Annotated in this window: 15 protein-coding genes; 11 read left to right on the forward strand and 4 right to left on the reverse strand. The window is 73.9% G+C overall.

Features of this window, described 5'->3' with window-relative positions:
• The first annotated feature begins 23 nt into the window (after positions 1-23).
• On the forward strand, positions 24-860 hold the full coding sequence (locus AB0881_RS09600; protein ID WP_366615717.1) for an AraC family transcriptional regulator: 837 nt from the start codon (positions 24-26) through the stop codon (positions 858-860).
• Here AB0881_RS09600 and AB0881_RS09605 read toward each other — a convergent pair.
• Positions 820-1899 (reverse strand): cobalamin-dependent protein, encoded by a 1080-nt coding sequence (locus AB0881_RS09605; protein WP_366615718.1) that lies wholly within the window; start codon positions 1897-1899, stop codon positions 820-822. The genes AB0881_RS09600 and AB0881_RS09605 overlap by 41 nt on opposite strands.
• Positions 1896-3503, reverse strand: coding sequence for a PP2C family protein-serine/threonine phosphatase (locus tag AB0881_RS09610; RefSeq protein WP_366615720.1), 1608 nt, complete (start codon positions 3501-3503; stop codon positions 1896-1898). The genes AB0881_RS09605 and AB0881_RS09610 overlap by 4 nt, the downstream gene beginning before the upstream one ends.
• A 363-nt stretch (positions 3504-3866) precedes the next feature.
• On the opposite strand from AB0881_RS09610, the gene AB0881_RS09615 reads away from it, so the two are divergent.
• From AB0881_RS09615 to AB0881_RS09630, 4 genes are all read left to right on the forward strand, one after another.
• Complete coding sequence (locus AB0881_RS09615; RefSeq protein ID WP_366615722.1) at positions 3867-5090, forward strand: serine hydrolase domain-containing protein; 1224 nt, start codon at positions 3867-3869, stop codon at positions 5088-5090.
• Between the two features lie 85 nt (positions 5091-5175).
• Positions 5176-6249, forward strand: a complete 1074-nt coding sequence (locus tag AB0881_RS09620; protein WP_366615723.1) for a LacI family DNA-binding transcriptional regulator — start codon at positions 5176-5178, stop codon at positions 6247-6249.
• Positions 6246-6449, forward strand: coding sequence for a hypothetical protein (locus AB0881_RS09625; RefSeq protein ID WP_366615724.1), 204 nt, complete (start codon positions 6246-6248; stop codon positions 6447-6449). The genes AB0881_RS09620 and AB0881_RS09625 overlap by 4 nt, the downstream gene beginning before the upstream one ends.
• A gap of 96 nt (positions 6450-6545) precedes the next feature.
• On the forward strand, positions 6546-7079 hold the full coding sequence (locus AB0881_RS09630) for a hypothetical protein (RefSeq protein WP_366615726.1): 534 nt from the start codon (positions 6546-6548) through the stop codon (positions 7077-7079).
• 7 nt (positions 7080-7086) lie between these two features.
• Here AB0881_RS09630 and AB0881_RS09635 read toward each other — a convergent pair whose 3' ends face one another.
• Together AB0881_RS09635 and AB0881_RS09640 are read right to left on the reverse strand one after the other, a co-directional pair.
• Entirely contained in the window at positions 7087-7374 is a 288-nt protein-coding gene (locus tag AB0881_RS09635) for a hypothetical protein (protein ID WP_366615727.1), read from the reverse strand.
• A gap of 265 nt (positions 7375-7639) precedes the next feature.
• Complete coding sequence (locus AB0881_RS09640) at positions 7640-7885, reverse strand: SCO4226 family nickel-binding protein (RefSeq protein ID WP_366615729.1); 246 nt, start codon at positions 7883-7885, stop codon at positions 7640-7642.
• 358 nt (positions 7886-8243) lie between these two features.
• On the opposite strand from AB0881_RS09640, the gene AB0881_RS09645 reads away from it, so the two are divergent.
• From AB0881_RS09645 to AB0881_RS09670, 6 genes are all read left to right on the forward strand, one after another.
• Positions 8244-9401, forward strand: coding sequence for a beta-propeller fold lactonase family protein (locus AB0881_RS09645; RefSeq protein ID WP_366615730.1), 1158 nt, complete (start codon positions 8244-8246; stop codon positions 9399-9401).
• Positions 9402-9551: 150 nt separating this feature from the next.
• Complete coding sequence (locus tag AB0881_RS09650; RefSeq protein WP_366615732.1) at positions 9552-10097, forward strand: hypothetical protein; 546 nt, start codon at positions 9552-9554, stop codon at positions 10095-10097.
• 348 nt (positions 10098-10445) lie between these two features.
• Positions 10446-14372 carry an amino acid adenylation domain-containing protein gene (locus tag AB0881_RS09655; RefSeq protein ID WP_366615734.1) on the forward strand — a complete coding sequence of 1309 codons (3927 nt, stop codon included), beginning with the start codon at positions 10446-10448 and terminating at the stop codon, positions 14370-14372.
• A complete protein-coding gene (locus AB0881_RS09660) occupies positions 14369-20959 on the forward strand; it encodes an SDR family NAD(P)-dependent oxidoreductase (protein ID WP_366615735.1) in 6591 nt (2196 codons plus the stop codon). The genes AB0881_RS09655 and AB0881_RS09660 overlap by 4 nt, the downstream gene beginning before the upstream one ends.
• Positions 20960-21003: 44 nt before the next feature.
• Entirely contained in the window at positions 21004-22521 is a 1518-nt protein-coding gene (locus AB0881_RS09665) for an ABC transporter substrate-binding protein (RefSeq protein ID WP_366615736.1), read from the forward strand.
• 44 nt (positions 22522-22565) lie between these two features.
• Complete coding sequence (locus tag AB0881_RS09670) at positions 22566-23501, forward strand: ABC transporter permease (RefSeq protein WP_366615738.1); 936 nt, start codon at positions 22566-22568, stop codon at positions 23499-23501.
• Positions 23502-23519: the final 18 nt, after the last annotated feature.

Raw genomic sequence — 23519 nt, forward strand, 5'->3', positions numbered from 1 at the left:
GTCACCCGCGGAAGGAGGGCCCGGTGCATCGCGTGCGGCGAGCGGAGGTCTTCCCGCCCGGCGGGCCGCCGGCCGTCGCCGAGCGGTACGAGTTGCGGGACGGCGCCGCGCTCCACAGCCACGACTTCATCGAGCTGGCCGTGGTCACCGGCGGGACCGCGACGCACGTCTCGGCCGCGGGCGAGCGGGAACTGGACCGCGGCTCGGTGGCGATGCTGCGGCCGGGAGACTGGCACGGCTACCGGGACTGCCGCCGGCTGGTGGTCCACAACCTCTACGTCGGCCCGGAGGTGTTCCAGCGCGAACTGGCCTGGCTGCGCGCCGACCCGCGGCTCGGCCGGATCCTGCACGACGCCGGCCGCTCCGGCCACCCGCTGCGGCTGGACCCCACCACGCTGCGCATCGTCGAGACCGGCCTCACCGCGATCACCGGCCGGCCCCGCCCCGAACCCCCGCATGCCGTACTGGTCGGCATGCTGCTCTGCCTGCTGGGCGGCACGGCCGCATCGCTCCCCGCCGACCCGCCCGGACGGACCCACCCCGCGGTGACGGCCGCGGCACGGCTGCTGGAGGACGACGTCCAGCGCGCCTGGAGCCTGACCGAGCTCGCCGCGGCGGTGACCACGTCACCGGCCCATCTGGCCCGCCTGTTCACCGCGCAGCTGGGCGTCCCGCCCATGACCTACCTGGGCAGGCTGCGCGCCGAGCGTGCCGCGGCCCTCCTCATCGAGACCGAACTGCCCGTCGCGGCGGTCGGACGGCTGGTCGGCTGGAACGACCCGAACTACGCGAGCCGCCGTTTCCGGCACTTCTTCGACTTCAGCCCGGCCGCGTACCGTGCCCGTTTCGGGCGTTCCTGATCTCGGTGTGGGCGCGGTCGAGCATGGCGATGGCGCGGGGGCGGCCCTCGAGTCGCTCGGAGAGCAGCTCCAGCGCGGGCAGGAGACTGCGCGCGGGGACGCCGCGGGCGGCGAGCAGGCCGGCCGCCCACGCCATGAAGCCGCTGAACAGGTCGGGGTCGTCGACGTAGAGGGCCGCGCCGAGGAAGTCGACGATGTGCGCGACGTCCTCGGCGGTGTGGTGCAGCTGCTGCTCGCTGTAGGCCGCCATGTCGGGAAACCGGGACGCCAGACCGTCCAGCACGTGCCGGACCAGGTCCGGCGCCGTCCGGCTGACGTGCGCGTACTCCATGTCCGCGAGGTGCGGCAGGTCGTCGATGACCTGGCGGTGGACCGCCGGCGGTGCCGGCGGCGGCCCCTCCGCCAGGCGGTCGGCGGCGGCGCGGGCGTCGGCGGCCCAGGCGTCCGCGCCGAGCCGGGCGGCGTAGCGTCCGCCGGGGCCGAAGGCCGCACCGCCGACCATGACCGGGGTGCCGGTCGCCCGGCAGGCGGCGATCGCCGCGTGCGCGGCGGGCAGCCGCGTCGCGATCGACGATGACAGCGCGATGACCGCCGGGCCGGTGCCGTGCAGGTAGGAGACCAGATGCTGGGTCGGCACCTGGGCGCCGAGGTAGTCGACGTGCCAGCCGCGCAGCCGCAGGACCTCGGTCACCAGCCGTGCGGGCAGCGCGTGCCACTCGCCGTCGATGCACGCCACCGCGACCCGGCCGGGCCGCCGCCGCGCCTGCTGCCGTTCCCGGACGGCCGGATGGTGCGCGAGCGCGCTGATCACGCGTTCGTTGACGGCGGTGGCGAGATGCTCCCGCGCCACGCTGAACCGGTTGGCCGCCCACTCGCTCCCTATCCGGCCCTGGAGGGGCGCGATGACGTCGAGCAGCAGGTCCTCGATGTCGAGCCCGCCGTCCAGCGCCGCGATGGCGGTGTCGGCCGCGGCGGCCTCGTCCCCGGAGGTGACGGCCTCCCAGAGACGGTCGGCCAGCGAATCCGGTGCGCGCGTCATGATCCTCCCCGTTCCGAACGCCGGGGGGCGGTGATCGCGATGATCGCCATGTCGTCGTGCCGGTTCCCGCGGACCCATTCGGCGGCGAGCATGTGGACCCGTTCCACCAGCGCCTCGGGGAGCATCCCGCCGCAGCCGGCCAGTCCCGCGTACAGCCGCTCCTCGCCGAACATCTCGTCGCCGAGCGGGCCGCCGAACGCCTCCGTGATGCCGTCGGTGTACATCAGGCAGGTGTCGCCCGGCCACAGGGTCACCTCCGCCGTCGTGGAGACGATCTCGTCCAGCACGCCGATCAGCGAGCCGCCGGTCGGCGCCTCCTCGATCGGGCCGTCGCCCCGGACGATCAGCGGCGGAGCGTGGCCGGCGCTGGTGAGCCTGACGCGCACCCGCCGTTCCTCCCGCCGGACCGAGGCCAGCACCAGCGTGGCGAACCTGGTGCCGCCGTCGTGCAGCAGCGCCGCGTTCACCAGTTCCAGCACCCGCCGGTGGTCTCCGGCCAGCGGCAGCAGGGCCCGCAGCGTCGTACGGATCTTGCCGGTGAGCACCGCGGCCTCCAGGCCCTTGCCGGCCACGTCGCCGAGGACCACGAGGGACTCGCCGCCGGACTCGGCCGGGTACACGTCGTAGAAGTCGCCTCCCACGCGTTCGGCGTCCTCGGACGGCCGGTATCGCGCCGCGAGCTCGATCCCCGGCAGGTGCTGCGCCGGCGGGGGCAGCAGATCACGCATCAGCGTCTCGGTGATGGACGCCTGCTCGCCGTACAGCCGGGCGGCCGCCATCGCCGCTCCCGCCTGGCGGGCGAAGAGCCGGACCACCGTCTCCTCGCTCTCCGAGAATCCCGGCCGGCCGCGGCGGCGCAGCAGCAGGACCCCGGCGGGGACGCCCTGCCCCGGCAGCCCGATCACCGCGATCGCGCCCTGGACGCCCGGTTCCGGGCGCGCGACCCAGCCGGGAACGTCGGACGGGTCGATCCAGCGCGGGGGCGGGAGGCCCCGCATCGCCTCGGCGAGTCCCGGCACCTCCGCGAGGTCGATCACCCGCTCCTCGTGCTCGGGGTCGCCGTCCGAACCGCAGTAGGCGACGGGGTAGGTAGGCCCGGACGGCGCCGCGATGACCAGGGCCGCGCCGGCCAGGTGCCGGGCGGCCAGCCGGACGGCGGCCTCCATGCACCGTTCCAGGTTGAGCGACCCGAGGAACCAGCCGGACTCCTCCGCCAGGAACGCCATCCGCCGCCGCTCGGCCGCCAGGTCCTCCGCGAGCCGAACCCGCTCGGTGATGTCGGCCAGCCACCAGGCCGTGGGTACGGGAGCGCCCCGGGCGCTGTGCAGCGGAACCGCCCGGGCCTCGAAGACCCGATCACCGATCGGCCCGCTGGCGGTCGCGGTTCCCGCGCCGACCAGATCTTCCAAGGCGCGGTGCGCGTCGGCCAGCCAGCCCGGCGCCGCGGCGGCCAGGGCACGCCCGGCCGAGGCGCCCAGCAGGCCCCGGGCCGCGTCGTTGAGCCGCGAGATCACCCCGGACGGCTCGACCGTCAGGACCGCGTGCGGAGCCGACCGCGACACCGGGTCGAGGACACCGGGAGAGCCGTCTCCGTCTTCGGTCATGGCATCGGACCCGAGCCCGGCGCGGGGCTCCCCTCCCCCTCGGTACGCACCTACAGTGGATCTTCTCCACTCCGAGCCTAACCGACACCCGACACGACCTGTCACGCGGCGTAGCCGTGCGGATACCGAAGCCCGCTACTCCCGGCACTCCCGCACCGCCGCCGCGAACGGCGTCGCGTCACGCGGGTGGCGCCGGCGCTGCGTGGCCGGAGTCCCGGTCACAGCCGGGTCACAGCCGTTGGCACCGTGCCGTGACCGTCCGTTGGCTAGAAAGTCGCGGGTGGAAGGTGACCGCAACAGCCGTCCCTCTTCAGAGCGGGAATGGGCACGGCTCTCACTGTCGATCCGGAAAGGATCGTGATCATGGACTCGGATTCCGAACGTGGTATCGGCCGGCGGCGGCTGCTCAGGTGGGGCGGGCTGGCCGGCGCCGGCGTGGTGGCGTACGGCGTCTCGCCAGCGACCGGCCGGCCCGGCCACGCCGGCACGTACAAGTCCCAGCCCGACCGGATCCCGCCGGACACCCGTCCCGGCGGTGCCTACGACCGGTACATCGCCAAGCTGGCCGCCGAGGACAGGTTCTCCGGAGTGGTGCTGCTGTCGCACCGGGGCCGGACGGTACTGTCGCGCAGCTACGGCATGGCCGACAAGGAGAAGGGGACGCGCAACCACGAGGGTGTCGCGTTCAACCTCTATGGCGGGCCGTTCCTCAGCCTGTCCATCGTGCAGCTCGCGCAGCGGGGCGAGGTGAAGCTGTGGGACACGGTGGGCACCTACCTGACCGGTTTCGCCAAGGAGATCGCCGAGCAGGTGCGCATCCACCATCTGCTCATGGGCACCTCCGGGCTGTCCTTTCCCGAGCACGACCATCAACGCGTGTTCGGCAGCGAGCAGGAGCAGCTCGAGTACTACCGGCAGTACACCCGGCAGGCGAGGCTGGTCGCCGCCCCCGGCGCGGGTTCGAACAAGCCCGGCTGGGGTGCGGAAGTCGCCGTGCAGATCGTCGAGGCGGTGACCGGCATGACGTTCTGGGACTACGTGCACGAGCACGTCTTCGGGCGCTGCGGCATGACCGGCTCGGCGTACTACACCAGGCCGCAATGGCTGGCGGACGAGCACATCGCGCACTCGTACATGAAGCAGGCCGACGGCAGCCGGGTGGACGCCGTCCGCAACCTGGACAAGGGCAGCACGCACCCGGGCCTGGCGGGCCAGAACAATGCGCGCAACTTCGTCCCGGACGGCGGGTTCGTCACCGCGCCGGACATGGTCCGGTTCGCCAAGGCGTTGTACGACGGCACCCTGCTCGACCCGCCGTGGGCCGACGTGTACACCTCGGTCAAGGCCCCCAACTTCCGAGGCTCCCCGGGTTTCAGCACCTACGGGCCGCCGGCCCACATCGTCGCAGGCCAGTGGGAGCTGTCGCGCGGCGGCATCCACCCCGGCAGTTGCAGTCACTGGAGCATCTACCCGGACACCGGGTGGGTCGGCGTCATCCTCGCCAACCAGGACGACATACCGCTGCAGGAGATCGCCGGCAAGCAGAGGCAGGCCATCACCGGAACTTCCCCCGGCGGCGGCCGATAGCCGCCGCTGGGACTGGAGGCAGACGCACGGCCGTGTTACTGTATCGATCCAGAAGACTGAATCGATACAGAAAGATCATCCAAGGATGCGGCCGACACTGCAGACCGTCGCGGACGAGCTCGGGGTCTCCCGTAGCACGGTGTCCAACGCCTACAGCCGCCCGGACCAGCTCTCCGCCGAGCTGCGCGAGAAGGTCCTGGAAACGGCGCGGCGGCTGGGGTACCCGGGACCGCACCCGACCGCCCGCTCGCTGCGGCGCGGCACCACCGGCGCGATCGGCGTGCTGCTCAACGCCGCCGTGTCGGTGGCCTTCACCGACCCCTACACCGTGCAGTTCATGAGCGGCCTCGCCGCCGCCGCCGAGCGGCACGAGACCGGCCTGCTGCTGGTGCCGCTGTCCGGGAGCGACGACGAGACGGCCGTGCGCCTGGTGCAGGACGCCTCCGTGGACGGCTTCTGCGTGTACGGCCTGCCCGACGGGCACCGGTCCCTGGACGCCGTCAGGGCGCGCCGCCTCCCGATCGTGAACGCCGACCGGCGCGACGACGACCCCGACGCGATGTTCGTCGGCATCGACGACGCCGCGGCGGCCCGTACCGCAGGCGCCCACCTCGCCGGGCTCGGCCACCGGCGGATCGCCGCGATCTTCGCCCTGCCCGCCTCCGGACGGCCCACCGGCCCGGTCTCCCTGGCGGGCCCTGACGACCTGCCGTACCACTTCAGCCGCGAGCGGCTGCGCGGCTACCGCGACGCGCTCGCGGAGGCCGGCGTCGGCTGGGCGGAGCTGGCGTTCGCCGGCGCCGCCTCCTACACCCGGGCCGACGGCGCCGCCGCGGCCGCCCTCCTGCTCGACCGCCCGCCCCGGCCCACGGCGATCGTCGCCGTGAACGACATGCTCGCCCTCGGTGTCCTCGACGCGCTCGCCGAACGCGGACTGCGCCCCGGTCACGACATCTCGGTGATCGGCTTCGACGACGTACCGGAGGCCGCGACGGCGGGCCTCACCACCGTCCGGCACTCCGCCCGCGAGATGGGGCGCGTCGCCGGCGGCCTCCTGCTCGATCCTCCCGCCGGGCGGGCCGCGCGCGACGTGGTGCTGCCCGCGGAACTGGTCGTCCGGGCCTCTACCGGCCCGGCCCCCACGGAAGGAGCACGATGATGGACCTGCTCGGCTTCACCGTCGCCAACGAGATCTCCCGCACCCGGGCGCGCTCGGCCTTGCCGGACGCGCCGCACGTCCCCGGCCGCCCGCGGCGTCGCCACCGCGGGCAGGTCCGCAGAGCGACCGCGCGGACGCTGCACCGCCTGGCCGACCGGCTCGAACCCTGCGACCCCGCGGTCGGGCGCGGCTCGTTCTGAACGGGTGCCAGGCCGAGGTCCGCTGCTGTCCTGACCGATTGCTCAGGCAGGGTGCGTTAGTGTGCGTGCTCGACCGTTCCAAGATCAGGAGAGCGCATGGCGTACCCGTTCGATCCGGAAGAGCCGCTGCCCGACCCGCTGTCCCCCGACGCGGCGGCCCGCGTGCGCGACGAGCGCCGGGAGTTCCTGCCGGACTGGATCGAAACGAGTCGCGAGCTGGTCGTCTACCTGGGCGAACTGTCCCGCTGGGATCCCCCAGAAGTCCTGCTCGAACAACCCAGCCACGGCCTCGGGCACATGAGCATCATCTGCGCCTCCGAGGACCTGACCCCCTTCGAAATGATCGGCTACCAGCCCTTCGACCTGCTGCTGACCGCCTACTGCGCCGAGTACATGTTCAGCGACGCGGGCGGCACCTGGGTGCTCGACGAAGACCCGGCCTCGCCCACCTTCGCCCGCTTCCTCATGGGCAAGTACGACGCGGACCACCCGGACGCGACGGTGGACGTCTACTCCGCCGTGACCGCGTTCCTGAACGAGCCCGAGGGCCGCGAACTCGAACAACTCCTGGAATCACTGCAAGAGGCCATGGGCGCCCCGGTGGGCGTCCATGACACCTCCTACCCGTGACGAGCCTCTAGGGCGGCTCGTCGCTCCAGCGGAACCACGCCTGATCGTCCTGGATATGCAGCAGGAACTCCGCTACCGCCCCATGAGGCGCCACCAGCTGCACAGCCTCGGCGATCTGCGCATAGACCGCTTCCCACGCCTCGTGGTCATCATCGATGCGATCAAGAAGCGCCAGCTCCCGAGAGAACAGCGGCCCCACATCCGCGAACGCGGGCCCCGCCACGAAGCGCCCGTTGAGCCAAGGCCAATCCGCCGCCTCGATGGTGATCTCACCGACCAGCTCGTCCTGGCGCATGACCCGCCAGACGCTCCCCTCGAACCCCACTGCGAACGCCTCCGCACACCACGCCCCGACCTGAGCGGCTCACCCTACTCACGAGACCAGGCGTCGCAGACCGCCGATGAGGCGGTACCTGAGCGTACGGCGACATGCGGGCCGGACCAGGCCCCATCCACCGACCACGGTCGGCATCGAGGCCGGCCGAAGCCGTGAGGCCTCGGCCCTTGAGCCGGGGACCGCTGCCCTCGCCGCGAACCCGCCACCGGCCCGTCGGCCGGTGTCACACGATCAACGTCAGCCGGTGGATCTCGTCGGCGGGGTGGCCCGCGCGCTCGTGGATCCGCTGGACCGCCTCGGCCGAGGGCCCCTCGGACAGGCAGTACACCGTGCCGGACTCGGGGTCCGCCCAGGCCCGCTCGAAGTGCACGCCCTCGTCGCGTTCGATCGCCAGGTCCGCCTCATGGGCGGCCGACAGATCGTCGCTGGAGATCCCTTGCATGTTGCGGTGGACGTCCATGAACTTCATCTCGCTCTTCCCCCTAGGAGCATGTCGCGTCGCCTAGCTGGCCGGCCGGTCGCCGGATCCTGCCTCGCCTTCCATGCTCCATCGGCAGGTTCCGGGCGTACAGGCAAGGGCGGTGCGCGCGGCCTGCGCTTAGCCGGAGTTTGGCCGACGACCGACCCATAGTTGGACATTTCACCCTCGGTCCGGAGTGGCGTACCGCCTCGCAGAGGCCCGATCACGCTCCGCGGGGGGCGGGCGGTTCCGTTTCTGGCCGGTACGTGTCAGTTCGGGAACGGCCTGGACTGGATCACCGTGGCCGGGGTTCGGTGTGGGTGCGGCGGCGCCCGGCCGCCCGCGCCGACCCGACGGGGAGGATCCGATGTGCAGACTCGGCCGGATGGCGGCGGGGGCCGCCGGACTCCTGCTGGCGGGGGCGGCGAGCGCGGCGCCCGCGAGCGCGGCGCCGGTCCGGGAGGCGGCACCGTCCGGCGGGCGCGTGGTCTACGTGACCAACAGCGCCAACGCGGGCGGGACCGGCAACGTCGCCCGCTTCGCGGTCACCGGAGCAGGCACGCTCACTCCGGTGGACGCGCTGCCGACCGACGAGACGGCGGGTACGCGCGCCATGGCCTTCACCCCGGACGCGCGCTTCGGGTACGTCGCCGACACCCTCCTGAACCGGATCCTGCGGGTGCGGATCGGACCCGACGGGGCCCTCACCCGCCTCGGCGCGGTCGCGACGCAGGCCCCGTTCGCGATGGCGATGTCCCCGGACGGCCGGACGCTCTACGCGAGCAACCTGGGAAGCCGAGCGGTCTCGGTGTTCGCCGTGGGGCGCCGCGGCGACCTGCACCCGCGCGATGCGGTGGACACCGGCGCCGAGAACAGCAAGGGGGTCGCGGTGACCCCCGACGGCCGGTTCCTGTACGTCAGCCACGGCACGCCCGCCGACACCGCGCGGACCGTGCTGACCGGCTTCGCGCTGCGCGCCGACGGTTCGGTCGGGCGCCGGGTGGCCAGGGCCGCGATCGGCGTGTCCGGAGCGGAGACCGTGATCACTCCGGACGGCAGGTTCGTGTACGTGGTCAACCAGGTGTCGGACGACGTTCACGGGTTCCACATCGCCGCGAGCGGCGCTCTGAGGCCGGTGCCCGGCTCGCCGGTGCCCGGAGGCGACTTTCCCGAGGGGGCCGCGATCAGCCCGGACGGCCACTGGCTCTACGTGGCCGCGGTCGGGGTCGGGGCCAATCCCGACGCGGTCCCCGGCCAGGTGCTGGGGTTCGCGATCGGGGACGACGGCAGGCTCACCGAGACCGTGCCGCGGACCAGCATGTCCAGCCCGATCGGCATCGGGTTCGCCCCCGGCGGACGGCGCGTGTACGTCAGCGACTTCACCGACAGCATCGTCAACACCTTCGCGGTCGGGCCGGGCGGCGCGCTCAGGCTCCTCCAGACAGTGCCGTCCCAGGGCCCGCGCCCGGCGTTCCACTCGGTCAACGTTCCACCCGCCCCGCACCCCTCGCGGGCTTTGGCTTGACCTTCATACCCGTGTGAGCTCAAGTGGCCTTACCGGCGGGGGGATCAGGTCGGGCCGGATCTGCTCGACCGACTCGCCGTTCGCCCGACGCCGCGGCACGGTGTGCATCATCTCCTCGGTGACGTCGACGCCCTGTAGGAGGCGCTGGCCATGACCACGCACCCCAACAGCCTGGCCGACCGCGTGAACCGCGCCGCCGGCGACGCGGTGTCGGACGCGATCGCCGCGCAGATGCTCCCGGCCCTGCGCCGGGCCGGGATGGACGAGCGCCAGGCCCGCGAGTTCGTCTGGCGTCCGGCCGAGGACTGGCGGGTCGGCGGCCCGGGCCCGGTGCGGCTGGAAGCTCGCGTTGCGGCCGGGCGCGGCTACGACGAGGTCCGCGAGCTGGTGGCCGAGTTCGCCGGACGGTTCGGCCGCGCAGCGCTCACCGTGAAGGGCAGCGTCCCGGCCGATGCGATCGTCACCGTGGAGGCCGCCGTCGACGTCGAGGGCGTCCCGGTCACCGTGTGGGGCGTCATCGCCCACCGCGACCAGGCCCCAGCCGCGAGTTGCGCCGCCGCCCCCGCGGCGGAGGCCTCGGCGACGAAGCCCACGCCGGCCGGCGCGGCGACCGGAACCTTCGTGCCGGACGGCGGCGCGCCGACGTCCGGTCGCATCCGCGTCCGCCAGGGCGGGAGTGCTTCTAAGCACGATTGACTCCACCCGGAGAACCAGCGCCGGGAGGCGCACAGGCGCTGTGTTTCCAGCGGATCGGTCAGGACCGGCCCAGGAACCGCGCCGTGCACCTGCACCACCCCAGCGCTCCACGCGGCAGCGCGCGGTCCACACGCCACCGAGGAAACCACTACGCCTTGTAGTACGTGTGGCCGGCAGTCGACTCGGACCCGGCGGCGCCGGCAAGAGCGCTATTCACGCTGAGAGGCGTAGCAGCGCAGGAAGCGACCTCGCACGCGCACGATCGCGGCAAGACGGACTGTTCTTGCGAAAACGGTTGTGATAATCATTGTCGTGCAAGTTCGTACTCGTCCGGCTTCTGGGAGACCCATGCGTGACGTGCTGCCGTCCTCGCCCGCGATGGTCGACGAGGTAGGCGAGATGGTCGCCGAAGTCCTCGGGCTCGATCCCGCCTCCGTCGATCCCGATACCGCGCTGACCGTTCTCGGGCTGGAGTCGTTCACCGCCGTACGGCTGCGGCGGCGGCTGCGCGATCTGGGGATCGACCTGCCGCTTCCGGCGTTCCTCGGATCCGCCACTGTGCGCAGCGTCGCGGCCCGGTCAGGAGTCGAGGAGGACGAGGCCGGGTCGCCGGCTTCGATCGCGGACGAAGGGCCGCAGGAGACGTTCCCGTTGACGCCGCTGCAGAGCGCGTACTGGATCGGCCGGAATCCGGCGTTCCCTCTGGGTGGCGTCGCAACGTTCTACTACCGCGAGTACGACCGGTGGCCGGGCCCGGACAGCCCGGAAGACGATCTCGCTCGGCTCGGTGCGGCCTGGAACCGGCTGGTGGCGCACCATCCGATGCTCCGGATGATCGTGGACGCGGAGGGGCGGCAGCGGGTACTGCCCGAGACCGGCCACTACGAGATCGCCGTAACCGACCTGCGCGGCGCGGTGGACGCGGACGCCGTGCTGGAGCGGATGCGGCACGAGTGTTCGCACCAGGTACGCGATCCCGCCCGCTGGCCGCTGTTCGACGTGCGCGCGGCCTTCCTGCCGGACGGGCGGACCAGGGTTTTCCTGGGCATCGACGTGCTGGCCCTCGACCTCGCCGGCTGGATGCAGATCCTGGCCGAGTGGGGCGAGCTGATGATCGCCCCGTCGGCCGAACTTCCCCGGGCCTCCCTGACGTTCGCCGAGGTGATGCGGCACCGCGCCGCCGATCCCGGGGAGCGGCTCCGGCGCGAACGGGATCGGGAGTACTGGGCGCGGCGGGCACCGGATCTGCCGCCGGGCCCCCGCCTGCCGTGGGCGACCGATCTGGCGGAGCTGCGCGGCCACCGGTTCTCCCGGGAGTCAGCCGAGCTTTCCGCGGGGCAGTGGCGGGCGGTGCGGGAGCGGGCGGCCGAGCACGGCCTGAGCCCGACCGGCGTGCTGCTGGCCGCGTTCGGCCTGGTGCTGGACCGGTGGGGCGCGGCGGCGCCGTTCAGCCTGAACACCACGCTGTTCGACCGGCCCGACGATCCGGAGCTGGAGCATCTGGTCGGCGACTTCACCTCGACGATCCTGGTCGAGGTGCCGCGTCCGGAACTCGCCGAAGGGTTCGCCAGGTTCGCCGAACGGGTGAACCGGCGTTTCTGGACCGACATGGACCACCGAACCATGTCGGGGGTCGAGGTCCTGCGCGAGACCGGGACCGCGGACCTGACGCCGTCCCATCCGGTCGTCTTCACCAGCGGGCTGGGGCTGTCCGACCCGGACCGCCCACCGGCCGGGTGGCTGGGCGAGGAGGTCTTCGGCATCTCCCAGACGCCTCAGGTGGCGCTGGACCACATCGTCCACGACGAGGGCGGGCGGCTGCGCATCGCCTGGGACGCGGCGGACGGCGCGTTCACCGAGGGCTACGTGGCCGGGATGCGCGACGCGCATCTGCGATTGCTGCGGCGGCTGGCCGACGATCCCGGCGCGTGGACCGATCCTGGACTGGGCTGGGACCCGACTTTCTTGCTGGACGAACCCCTGGACCGCCGCCCGTTCGGAGACGCCGGGCCGCTGCTGGACGATCCGCTGCGCTGGGCCGCGCAGAAGCATCCGGGGAACGCGGCGCTGCTGGACGGCGCGCACGAGGTGACGCACGCCGAGCTGGCCGAGCGGGTACGCCGGATCGGCCGGGAGCTGGCCGGAACGGGCACCGGCCCGGGTGACCTGGTCGCGGTGGCGTTCGAGAAGGGGATCCAGCAGGTCACGGCGCTATTGGGGGTCACCGCGAGCGGCGCCGGATACGTGCCGGTCGAGCCGTCGTGGCCCGCGGCGCGGATCGCGTCGGTGTGCGAGCAGGCCGGGGTGCGCCGGGCCGTGGTCCCGGAGGACTCGGACGTCTCTTGGCCGGCGGGCGTGGAGGTGCACCGCTTGCCCGCGTCCGGCTCGCTCGGGGGCGGCGAGGCCGAGCCGCGTGTTCCGGCTCCCGACGAGCTGGCGTACGTGATCTTCACCTCCGGATCGACCGGCCGCCCCAAGGGCGTGGCCATCGAGCACCGGGCCGCCCGTACGACCATCGACGATCTGATCGACCGCTTCCCGGTCGGCCCGGACGACCGGGTGCTCGGGCTGTCGGCCTTCAGCTTCGACCTGTCGGTGCACGACATCTTCGGCGTCATGGGCACCGGCGCCGGGCTCGTTCTGCCCGATCCGGGCCGGCAGCGCGACCCCGGGCACTGGCTCGATCTGATGGAACGGCACCGCGTCACCGTCTGGAACACCGCTCCGGCGCTGATGGAGATGCTGGTCGAGTACGCCGAGATCGAGCTCGAACGCGCCCGCGCCGTGCTGGCGCCGCTCCGGCTGGTGTTCCTGTCCGCCGACTGGATCCCCGTGACGCTGCCGGACCGGATCCGTGCGCTCGCGCCGGACGCGACGGTGGTGAGCCTCGGCGGCGCCACCGAGGGCTCGATCTGGTCGATCTGCTACCCGATCGGCGAGGTGCGCCCGGAATGGGCGAGCATCCCGTACGGGCGCGCGCTTCGCGGGCAGTCGTTCCACATCCTGGACGAGCGGGGCGGCCCGTGCGCGGTCGGCGAGGTGGGCGAGCTCCACATCGGCGGCGACGGCCTGGCCAGCGGGTACATCGGGGACGAAGAGCAGACGCGAGAGCGGTTCGTCACCCATCCGGTCCTGAGGCGGCGCCTGTACAAGACCGGTGACCTGGGGCGATGGCGGACCGACGGGAACATCGAGTTCCTGGGACGGCTGGACCGCCAGGTGAAGATCCGCGGGCACCGCATCGAGCTGGGCGAGGTCGAGTCGGCTCTCAACCGCGCGCCCGGCGTGCGCCAGTCGGTGGCGCTGTCGGTCCGCGGCCCCGACGACCGGCCGCGGCTCGTCGCCTACCTCGTGGCGTCGGGCGGCGGGGAGCAGCCGCCGGACGAGGAGCTCATCGTCCATCTGCGCGAGCGGGTACCGGAGTACATGGTGCCCACTCGCGTCCTGTGGCTGGAGGAGTTCCCGGTCACCGACAACGGGAAGATCGACTACAAGGCGCTGCCCAATCCCTACCGCCGCCCGGCCGAGAAGGCACCGCCGACCCAGCAGCCCGCCGTCCCTGTAACGGCCACCGCCGTGCCGGCGCCCGCTCCCGCAGGCGACGAACTGGCCGCTTTGCTCGGCCAGGCCGCCGAACTGGGTCTGGACGTGGCGGTGCGCGTCTCCGGCGGTGCACTGGCTCCGGTACAGGCGCTGGCGGCCGCGGGCGAATGGGCCGCGCGCCTGGCCGGCACGGCCGAGCGGCGCGGGCTCGCCCTCCAGCAGCGACTGCCGATGGACGGGCTGATCGAGCTGAGCGTCGTCCCCGGATCCGCGCCGGTGCCCGTGCCGATGCCCGTCCTGGTGCCCGAGACCGTACCGGAGCCGGTCGCGGCGTCCCCGTCCACGCCCGCTTCCGAGCCGGAGCCTGCGGCGACATCGGATCCGGAGGTCGAACGGGTCATCGTCCAGACCCTCGGCGAGCTGCTCAACGGCGCCCCCATAGCGGTCGACACGCCGTTCCTCCGGCTGGGCGCCACGTCGCTGACCCTCGTGCGGGCCCATGCCCGGCTCGTGGAACGGCTCGACCCGGATCTGTCGGTGGTGGATCTGTTCACCAGGCCGACGGTGCGGGAGCTGGCGGCGTGGATCGCCCACCGGAGAGGCGGTGCGGGAGCCGGCGGACCGGCGTCCGCGGCGCCCTCACCACCCTCCGACGCGCCCACCGGTACGGCGGCGCGGCGCGGCGACGCCCGGCGCGAGGCTCGCCGACGGGCCGCGGAGGTCACCCGATGACCCTCGAAGCCGACACGGCACCGGACCAGGACACGACCATCGCCGTCACCGGCCTGGCCTGCCGCTTCCCGGGCGCCCCGGACGCCGAGGCGTTCTGGCGGCTGCTCGCCGAAGGACGCGAGGGCCTCACCCGCCTCACCGACGACCGGCTCGCCGAAAGCGGCGTGCCCAGGGCGCTGCGCCGCGATCCGGCCTACGTCCCGGTCGCCGGGCTGATCGACGGGCAGGACCTGTTCGATCCCGAGCCGTTCGGGTTCACGGACGCCGAGGCCGCGCTGCTCGACCCGCAGCACCGGCTCTTCCTGGAGTGCGCCTGGCGCGCCTTGGAGCAGGCCGGTCATGGCGGCGGCCGCGGTGCGGGCGCGGTGGGCGTGTTCGCGGGCGCGGCGCAGAGTTCCTACCTGGCCTCCAATCTGTGGGACCGGTGGGATCCGACCGGCGGTGGCGCCGATCCGGCGGGCAGCCTCCAGACGGCGATCGCCACGCAGACCGACTACCTGCCTCTCCAGACCGCCTACCGGCTGAACCTCACCGGCCCGGCGGTGGCGGTCAACACCACCTGCTCCACCTCGCTGGTGGCCGTGCACATGGCGGTCCAGTCCCTGCTGTCGGGCGAGTGCGACACGGCGCTGGCGGGCGGGGTCTCGCTGATCGTCCCGCAGGGGCGCGGCTACCTGTCCACCCCGGACGGCATCTACTCGACCGACGGGCGCGTCCGCGCGTTCTCCGCCGAGGGCACCGGCATCGTCTACAGCCAGGGGGTCGGCGTCGTCGTGCTGCGCCGCCTCCGGGAGGCGCTGGAGGACGGCGATCCCGTGCTCGCCGTCGTGCACGGAACGGCCGTGAACAACGACGGCGCGGCCAAGACCGGGTTCACCGCACCGTCCGTCCAGGGGCAGGCGCGGGTGCTGGCCGAGGCGCAGGCCGTCGCCGGGATCGGGCCACGGCGGATCGGGTACGTCGAGGCGCACGGAACGGCCACCCGGATCGGCGATCCGATCGAGGTCGCGGCACTGCGCAAGGTGTTCGGTGAGACCGGCCCGGCCTGGTGCGGGCTGGGCTCGGTCAAGTCCAACATCGGGCACACCAACGCGGCCGCCGGGATCGCCTCGTTCATCAAGACCGTGCTGGCGGTGCGCGAGCGGACGCTGCCCGCCTCGCTGCACGCGCGGCCGATCAACGAGCTGCTCGGGCTCACCGGGTCACCCTTCGAGGTGGTCACCGGGACGCGGCCGTGGGACGGCCCGCCGCTGGCCGGGGTCAGCTCGTTCGGGATCGGCGGCACCAACGCGCACGCGATCCTCGGCCCGGCGCCCGAGCGCGCCCCCGGTCCGCCGGATCCGCGCCCGCACCCGATCGTCCTGTCGGCGCACGGTCCCGCCGCCCTCCGCGAGGCGGCCGGCGCGCTCGCGGCCCGGGGTGGCGAGTCCGACGGCGCAGACCTGGCGCACACGTTGCAGGAGGGACGGGAGCACCTGCCGTACCGGCTGTCGGCGGTCTCGTACGGCGAGCTCGGCTCGGCGGCACCGATCGGCCCTGTGACGGCAGTGCCGCGCGTAGTGTTCGCCTTCCCCGGCGGCGGCAGCGCCAGGCCCGGCATGGGCGCCGCGCTGTACGACGCCGAACCGGTCTTCGCCGCCTGCGTGGACGAGTGCGCCGACCTGTTCGGCGACCTCCTCGGGCACGACATCCGCGAGATCGTACGGGCCGGGGACGCCGAACGCGCCCACGGGCCCGTACACGGGCTGCCCGCCCTGTTCGCGGTGTCGCTGGCCACCGCCAGGCTGCTGGATTCGTGGGGGATCGTGCCGGACACGGTGCTGGGGCACAGCCTCGGCGAGTACACCGCGGCCGTCGTCGGCGGCGCGCTGCGGACCGGGGACGCCGCGCGGCTCATCGCCGCCCGCTCGGTGGCGATGGCCGAGGCCGCCGGGGACGGCGCGATGCTGGCCGTACCGCTGCCCGAGGAGTCGGCGCGGGAGCTGCTCGACCGCCATCCCGACGTCGACCTGGCGGTCGTCAACGCCCCTGACGCGTGCGTGGTGTCCGGGCCGCGCGCCCCGGTGGCGGCGCTGGAGGCGGAACTGCGCGCCGCCGGGCTGGAGCCGTCCCGGCTCCGCTTCGACGGCGCCGCCCACTCGCGCCTGATCGACGGCGCGCTGCCCGCGATGCGTACCGCCGCGGCCAGGCTGGCCGGGCGTACCCCCGCGATCAGGACGATCAGCACGGTGACCGGGAAGGCGGCGGGCGCCGAACTCGGCACGGCCGACCACTGGGTGCGCCAGCTGCGGCACCCGGTGCGCTTCTCCGACGCGGTGCGCACGGCGATCGAGGACGGCGAGCCCGCGGGGCCCGCAGTGCTGGTCCAGGTCGGGCCGGGCGCGGCCCTGGCCGCCCTCACCCGCGCCCACCGCATGGAGTCCCTGACCGCCACCGTTCCCGCGCTCGCCGTGGAGTCCGGCGGCGACGACCTCGCGAGCGCGCGCGCCGCGGCCGGGCGGCTCTGGGCCCACGGTGTGGCGGTCGACTTCGCCGCCATGCACCGGCCGGGGCGGCGCAGGATCGCCACGCCCGGGTACGCGTTCCAGCGGCGCCGCTTCTGGATCGACCCGCCGCGCCGCTCGGCGGGGCTCGAAGCCGGGGATGCGCCCGACGAGACCGAACCGCTCCAGATCCCGGTGTGGCACCAGACCCCACCGCTCCCGCCGCGCCGCGCGCTCGACGGCCGGTGGCTCGTCGCCGGTCCGGCCGGTGCCGCGACGGAACGGCTCGCCGCCGCGCTCGCGAAGGCCGGCGCGGACATCACCGTCCTGACCGGAACGAAGAAGGCGCCCGACCCCGCTCCCGGCGCGTGGACCGGCGCGATCGTGCTCGCCGGGGACGCCGAAGGCGTGACCGGCGACGTGCTGCGGCACGCTCAGGTGGCCCGGGCCTTCGCCGAGGCGGACACCGCGCCCGCCTTCCTGCTGCTGGTCACCCGAGCGGCACAGCGCGTCGAAGGCGCCGACCGGCCCGATCCCGGAACGGCGGCCGCGCTGGCACTGCCGCGCATCCTCGCCCAAGAGCGTCCCGGCCTGCGATGGCGCGCCCTCGACCTGGACGACCGCTCCGACGACACGATCACCGTCCTGGACGAACTGGGCGATCTGGCCGCCGGCCAGGAGTCCGGGGTCGAAGCGGCCGTGCGCAGCGGTGTCCGATGGGTGCGCGGGCTCCGGTCTTGGAGACCCGAAGTCCCGGAGGACGCCGCGGTCCGGCGCGGCCGCGTCGCCCTCATCACGGGCGGGCTCGGCGACGTCGGCCTCACCACCGCCGCGCACCTGGCCCGCCGGGGCATGCGCGTGGTGATCACCTCCCGGAGCGGTCCGCCCCAGGACGGGGACCGGGCCGGCTGGCTGCGGCTGCTGGCCGAAGAGGGCCTGGACATCGAGGTACGGCAGGTGGACGCGGCCGACACGGCGGCGACCGCGGCGCTGGTCACGGAACTGGCCGCTCGCGCCCCGATCGATCTGGTCGTGCACGCCGCCGGGGTCGTCGCCTCCGCCGACCTTCGACCGCTGCGGAACGTCACCGCCGAGCACGTCACCGGACACGTCGCCGCCAAGGTCCAGGGCGCCCTCGCCCTGCGCGCGGCACTCGACGCGCTGCCGCCGGACCGGCGCCCGGAGACGGTGGTGCTCATGTCGTCGGCGGGCACGCTGCTCGGCGGCATCGGCATGGGCCCGTACTGCGCCGCCAACCGCTACCTGGACGCGCTGGCCGAGTCCCTGTCGGCGGCACGGCATGACGGGCCGCGCTGGGTCAGCGCCGTCTGGGACGCCTGGAAGGTCGGCCCGATGGGCGGCGAGCGCCAGGTGCGGCTGACGTTCGCCCTCGACGCCCCGACCGGCATGGCCGCCCTCGACCGCATCCTGGCGGCCGGCGGACCGGGCACGCCACCGGTGGTGGCGGTCTCGGCCACCGACCTGCGCGAACGCGCCGCCACCGCCGCCTACACCGAACCGGCCGCCCCGGGCGACGCCGGCGAGGGCGCGGAACTGGCCCCCGGCGAGCGCGCGGTGGCCGAGGTGTGGTCGGACCTGCTCGGCGTCCCCGTGTCCTCGCCCGAGGCCGACTTCTTCGCCCTCGGCGGCCACTCGCTGCTGGCCACCCGGATGCTGACCACGCTGCGCCGGGTGTTCGGCGTCGAACTGAGGTTGCGGGACCTGCTCGCCCGGCCCACCCTCGGCGGCCTCACCGAACTGCTCTCGGCGAACGGGGCGACGGCACCGGCCACCGAGGCCGCCCCGCCGGCCCGCGCGCCCGTATCCGAGGAGGCCGAAGGCGAGGACAAGAACGAGGACGAGGACGAGGACGAGGACGACGGCACGTTCCCGATGACCCGCGTCCAGCATGCCTACTGGGTCGGGCGCGGGGGCGGCTACGCGCTCGGCGACATCGCCTGCCACTTCTACCTGGAGTACGACTGCCCTGACCTGGACGTCGCCAGGTACGAGAGCGCCTGGCGCAAGGTAATCGAACGCCATCCGATGCTCCGCACCGTCACCACCTCCCGGGGACGGCTGCGGACACTCGACCACGTTCCCCCGTACCGGATCCGCGTCCACGACCTGACCGGCCTGGACGAGGCCGGGCAGGAGGCGCGGCTCGCCCGGCTGCGGGCCCGGCTCTCCCGCGACCCGGGCCCGTCCGATCGCTGGCCGCTGGTGCACGTCGAGGCGGCCCGGCTGCCCGGCGGCGGGGTCCGGCTGTTCATCGGCGTGGACGTGCTGATCTGCGACGCCGGAAGCTACTGGATCATCGACCGCGAGGTCCGGCGCCTCTACCAGGACCCGGACGCGGTGCTCCCCGAGATCGGCGTCGGCTTCGCCGCCTGCGCCCGGACGATGGAGGCGCGGCGAGGAGGCGAGGCGTGGCGCCGGGCCGCCGGGTACTGGCGGGACCGGCTGGACACGATCCCGGGGCCGCCGCCGCTCCCGGTCGGCTCCCTGGACGGCCCCCCGGTGTTCAAGCGCCGTACCGCCCGGCTCTCTCCCGAGGAGTGGGAGGGGCTGCGCGCCCAGGCGGCTCGTCACGGCACGACGCCGACGGCCGTGCTGCTCGCCGCGTACGCCGAGACGCTGGCGGACTGGTCCGGCCGTGCGCACTTCGCGCTGACGCTCACGCTGTTCGACCGCCCGCCGATCCACGCCGACGTGGATTCGGTCGTCGGCGACTTCACCTCGCTGCTGATCCATGAGGTGTACCGCCGCGAGCCGGCCACGTTCGCCGGGTGGGTACGCGCCGTCCACGAACGCCTCTTCGCCGACCTGGACCACCGGGAGTACTCCGCCCTGGAGCTGCTCTCCGAACGCGCCGCCCGTACCGGCGAGGTCGGCTCGATCCCGGTGGTGTTCACCAGCGCGCTCGGCCTGGAGGACCTGGTAGGCGGCGAACCCGACCTGCAATGGGTGGGCGAGCAGGTGCACGCGCTGAGCCAGACGCCGCAGGTCTGGCTCGACCACCAGGCGCTCGTCCAGCGCGGCGAACTGCTGCTGCAATGGGACGCCGTCGACGGGCTGCTGCCCGCCGACCAGGTGGACCGGGTGTTCACCGCGTACGCCGACCGGGTACGGACCCTGGCCGTCGATCCCGCCGCCTGGGACGAGCCGGCCGGCGAGGCGACGGGCACCGGCCCTCGAACCGCGGCCGCGGCAGGAACCGGCACGGCCGTCGTGAACGACAACGTCCTCGTACCGCTGCGGGACGGCACCGGCGACCGCACGCTCTACCTGCTGCACCCGTCCGGCGGCGATGTCATGTGCTACGTCGGGCTGTCCGGACTGATCGACGAGCGGTACTCCGTCGTCGCCGTCACCGATCCCGGCCTGCTCGGCGACGCCGCGCCGGACGACCTCACCGGTCTGGCCGGCGCTTATCTGGCCGCCATCCGGGAGCGATCCGGCGGACCGTACGTGCTGGGCGGCTGGTCGATGGGCGGCAGCCTCGGTCAGGAGGCCGCGCGGCTGCTGGCCGAGGGCGGGCAGCACGTGGAGACGCTGCTGATGTTCGACGCCAACGACCCGACCTACATCACCCCCATCGAGGCGCCCACGCCCGATGCCGCCGAGGCCGAGGCGGCCGTACGGCTCCTGGCCGCGTACGAGGCGTTCGGCGGCATCGACCTCGGCACCGGCACCGAGGCGGAGCGGGCGACGCTGCGTGCGCTGGCCCCGGACGCGCGATACACCGAGGTCTCCCGCCGCCTGCGCGGTCACCGGCTGCTCGGGCGCCGCGAGGACGTCCGGGACCGGATCGCGGTGTTCGCCCGGCACCTGCGCGGCCTGGCCGCGCACACGCCCGGCCGGATCGGCGACCACCGCGTCCATACGCTCCTCGTCCGGGCCGACCGCCCCGCCACCCGCAACTCCGGCATCGGCATGGGAGTGGACGACACCCCGCCCGGCCTGCCCGACCTCGGCTGGAGCCGCCATCTGGCCGGGCCGCTCGACGTCCACGGCCTCGACACCGACCACTACGGCCTGCTCCGCCCGCCCGCGCTGCCCGAACTGGCCGCCCTGATCGACCGCGCTCTGCCCCGCTCCTGAGCCCGGCCGCCCCTCCCCCTTCCAGAAGAACGGAACCCACGATCATGAAACGCCTTCGCGCCGGTGCCGGCGTGTCCGCGCTGGGCCTGGCCGTGACCGCACTGTCCGCGTGCGGGAGCGGCGACACCGCCGCCCGGCCCGCCGGAAAGACGCTGCGTTACGTCACCGTCGGCGCCGCCGCGGCCGCGACCAACGACCCGCACGGCGGCATCCCCAACCAGTCCGACCTGGTCCGGTTCGCGCTGATGTACGACGTGCTGGCCAAGCCCCGCGCGGACGGCACCACCGAACTGCGGCTGGCCACCGCCATCACCCCCGACGACAAGCTGACCACCTGGACCGTCAAGCTGCGCACGGACGCCGCGTTCAGCGACGGCCGCCCGGTGCGCGCCGCCGACGTGCTGTTCTCGCTGCGCCGCATCCACGCCAAGTCCGCCGAGAACTTCGGCCGCTTCACGATGTTCGACGTCGCCGGCTCCAAGGTGGTCGACGACCACACGCTGGAGCTGAGGACCACCGCACCGTACGCGGAGGTGCCCCGGGCCCTCGAGTCGATCACGTTCGTCGTCCCGGAGGGCACCACGAGCTTCGACAAGGCGCCCGCCGGGTCCGGCCCGTACGCGATGGCCGGAGGCAACCTCCAGAACACCGTGCTGGAGCGCAAGGACAAATGGTGGGGCGGCCGCCCGCCCACCGAGCGCGTCGAGATCCGCGCCGTGATCGACCCGCAGGCCCGCGCGCAGGCCGTCCTGTCAGGGCAGGCCGATGTCGCCTCCAGCGTCAACCCGGCCACCGCCAAGCAGGCGCGGGGCAACAAGGCGGTGAAGGTGGTGCGCCGCGCGGGCGCCGTGATGTACCCGTTCGTGATGCGGCTGGACCGCGAGCCGTTCGACGACCCTCGCGTACGCGAGGCGATCAAGCTCGCCACCGACCGGCAGGAGCTGCTGGACAAGGTCTTCCTCGGTTACGGCAAGGTCGGCGACGACCTGCTCACCCCGAACGATCCCACCAGCCCGACCGGCATCCCGCCACGAACCCGCGACCTTTCCAAGGCCAAGGAACTGCTCCGGCAGGCCGGACACGGCGGCGGCCTAAACCTCACCCTGGCCACGACCACCTCCTACCCCGGGATGGACACCGCCGCCACCCTGTTCGCCAAGCAACTGGAGCCCTCAGGCATCAGGGTCAAGGTCGTCAACGAGCCGCCGGACACCTACTGGACCAAGGTGTTCGCCAAGCGCGACTTCTACACCGGCTACTTCGGCGGCATCCCGTTCCTGGACGTGACCCGGGTATCGCTGCTCAGCTCGGCCCCCACCAACGAGACGGCGTGGAAGCGCCCGGCCTGGGACAAGGCGTACGCCGAAGCCCTCGCGACCGCCGACCCCGGCCGCCGCAAGGCCGCGCTCGGCGAGCTCCAGCGGCAGATCCGCGACGAGGGCGGCTATGTCGTCTGGGCCACCGGCGACGGGCTCGACCTCACCTCCTCCCGCGTCGCGGACCTGCCGACCGGCCCCGGCTTCGAGAGCAGCTTCATCGAGCGGACCCGGCTGACCTCGTGAGCGCACCGGTGGCCCGGTCGCCGCGCCGTCCCGTGCCGAGGCTCATGACGCGACTCGTGCTGCGGCCGGTGGCGGTCCTCTTCCTGGTCTCGGTCGCGGTGTTCGGGGCCACCGAGCTCCTCCCGTCGGACGCGGCGCAGGCGCGTTCCGGCGGGAGGGCCTCCGCCGCGCAGGAGGCGGCGCTGCGCGCCGGGCTCGGCCTGGACCGGCCCGCCTGGGAGCGCTACGCGAGCTGGGCCGGCGGGCTGCTGCGCGGCGACGCCGGGCGTTCCCTGGTGACGGAGCGTCCGGTGAGCGACATCCTGGCCGAGCGCCTGCCCGCGACCCTCGTGCTGGCGGGCTGCGCGCTGGCCGTGACGGTGCCGCTTCTGCTCGCGCTCGCCTGGCTCGCCGGGACGGCGGCGCACCGGGACTCCCGCGCCGCCGGCCTGACCGGCGGGCTGATCACCGGGCTGGCGGCGGTACCGCAGGTGGTGTTCGCGGCGGTCCTCGCCGTCCTCTTCGCCGGGCTGCTGCGCCGGCTGCCCCCGGTCTCGCTGCTGCCCGCGGCCGGATCGCCCTTGGCCGCACCGGAGATCCTGGTCCTGCCCGCGCTCGCGCTCGCCGTCCCGGCCGCCGCGTACGGTGCGGTGCTCCTCGGCGGAGGCGTGGCGGACACGCTGCGCCGCCCGCACGTGACCGCCGCCGTGGCGCGCGGCGTGCCCCGTCTCCGGGTGGCCGTACGGCACGTCCTGCCGCACCTGGCCGCGCCCGCCGCCCGGGTCCTGGCGCTGGTGGCGGGCGGGCTGCTGGCCTCCACCGCCGTGGTGGAGACGGTTTTCGGGTACGGCGGGCTCGGTGAACTGCTGGTCGGCTCGATCGGCACCCGGGACCTGCCCGTCGTGCAGGCGGTGGCGATGCTGGCGGCGGTGACGGTGCTCGGCGGCCTTCTGCTCGCCGACGCGCTGGCCGCCGCCACCGGTACCGAGGACGCCCGATGAGGGCACCGCCCGCTCGGC

Source organism: Spirillospora sp. NPDC029432 (assembly GCF_040703975.1).
Classification (GTDB): domain Bacteria; phylum Actinomycetota; class Actinomycetes; order Streptosporangiales; family Streptosporangiaceae; genus Spirillospora.

Coding starts and splice junctions, on each gene's coding strand:
- AB0881_RS09605 (WP_366615718.1), bottom strand. CDS start 1,899: ATGACGCGCGCACCGGATTCGCTGGCCGACCGTCTCTGGGAGGCCGTC.
- AB0881_RS09610 (WP_366615720.1), bottom strand. CDS start 3,503: ATGACCGAAGACGGAGACGGCTCTCCCGGTGTCCTCGACCCGGTGTCG.
- AB0881_RS09615 (WP_366615722.1), top strand. CDS start 3,867: ATGGACTCGGATTCCGAACGTGGTATCGGCCGGCGGCGGCTGCTCAGG.
- AB0881_RS09620 (WP_366615723.1), top strand. CDS start 5,176: ATGCGGCCGACACTGCAGACCGTCGCGGACGAGCTCGGGGTCTCCCGT.
- AB0881_RS09625 (WP_366615724.1), top strand. CDS start 6,246: ATGATGGACCTGCTCGGCTTCACCGTCGCCAACGAGATCTCCCGCACC.
- AB0881_RS09630 (WP_366615726.1), top strand. CDS start 6,546: ATGGCGTACCCGTTCGATCCGGAAGAGCCGCTGCCCGACCCGCTGTCC.
- AB0881_RS09635 (WP_366615727.1), bottom strand. CDS start 7,374: ATGCGCCAGGACGAGCTGGTCGGTGAGATCACCATCGAGGCGGCGGAT.
- AB0881_RS09640 (WP_366615729.1), bottom strand. CDS start 7,885: ATGAAGTTCATGGACGTCCACCGCAACATGCAAGGGATCTCCAGCGAC.
- AB0881_RS09645 (WP_366615730.1), top strand. CDS start 8,244: ATGTGCAGACTCGGCCGGATGGCGGCGGGGGCCGCCGGACTCCTGCTG.
- AB0881_RS09650 (WP_366615732.1), top strand. CDS start 9,552: ATGACCACGCACCCCAACAGCCTGGCCGACCGCGTGAACCGCGCCGCC.
- AB0881_RS09655 (WP_366615734.1), top strand. CDS start 10,446: ATGCGTGACGTGCTGCCGTCCTCGCCCGCGATGGTCGACGAGGTAGGC.
- AB0881_RS09660 (WP_366615735.1), top strand. CDS start 14,369: ATGACCCTCGAAGCCGACACGGCACCGGACCAGGACACGACCATCGCC.
- AB0881_RS09665 (WP_366615736.1), top strand. CDS start 21,004: ATGAAACGCCTTCGCGCCGGTGCCGGCGTGTCCGCGCTGGGCCTGGCC.
- AB0881_RS09670 (WP_366615738.1), top strand. CDS start 22,566: ATGACGCGACTCGTGCTGCGGCCGGTGGCGGTCCTCTTCCTGGTCTCG.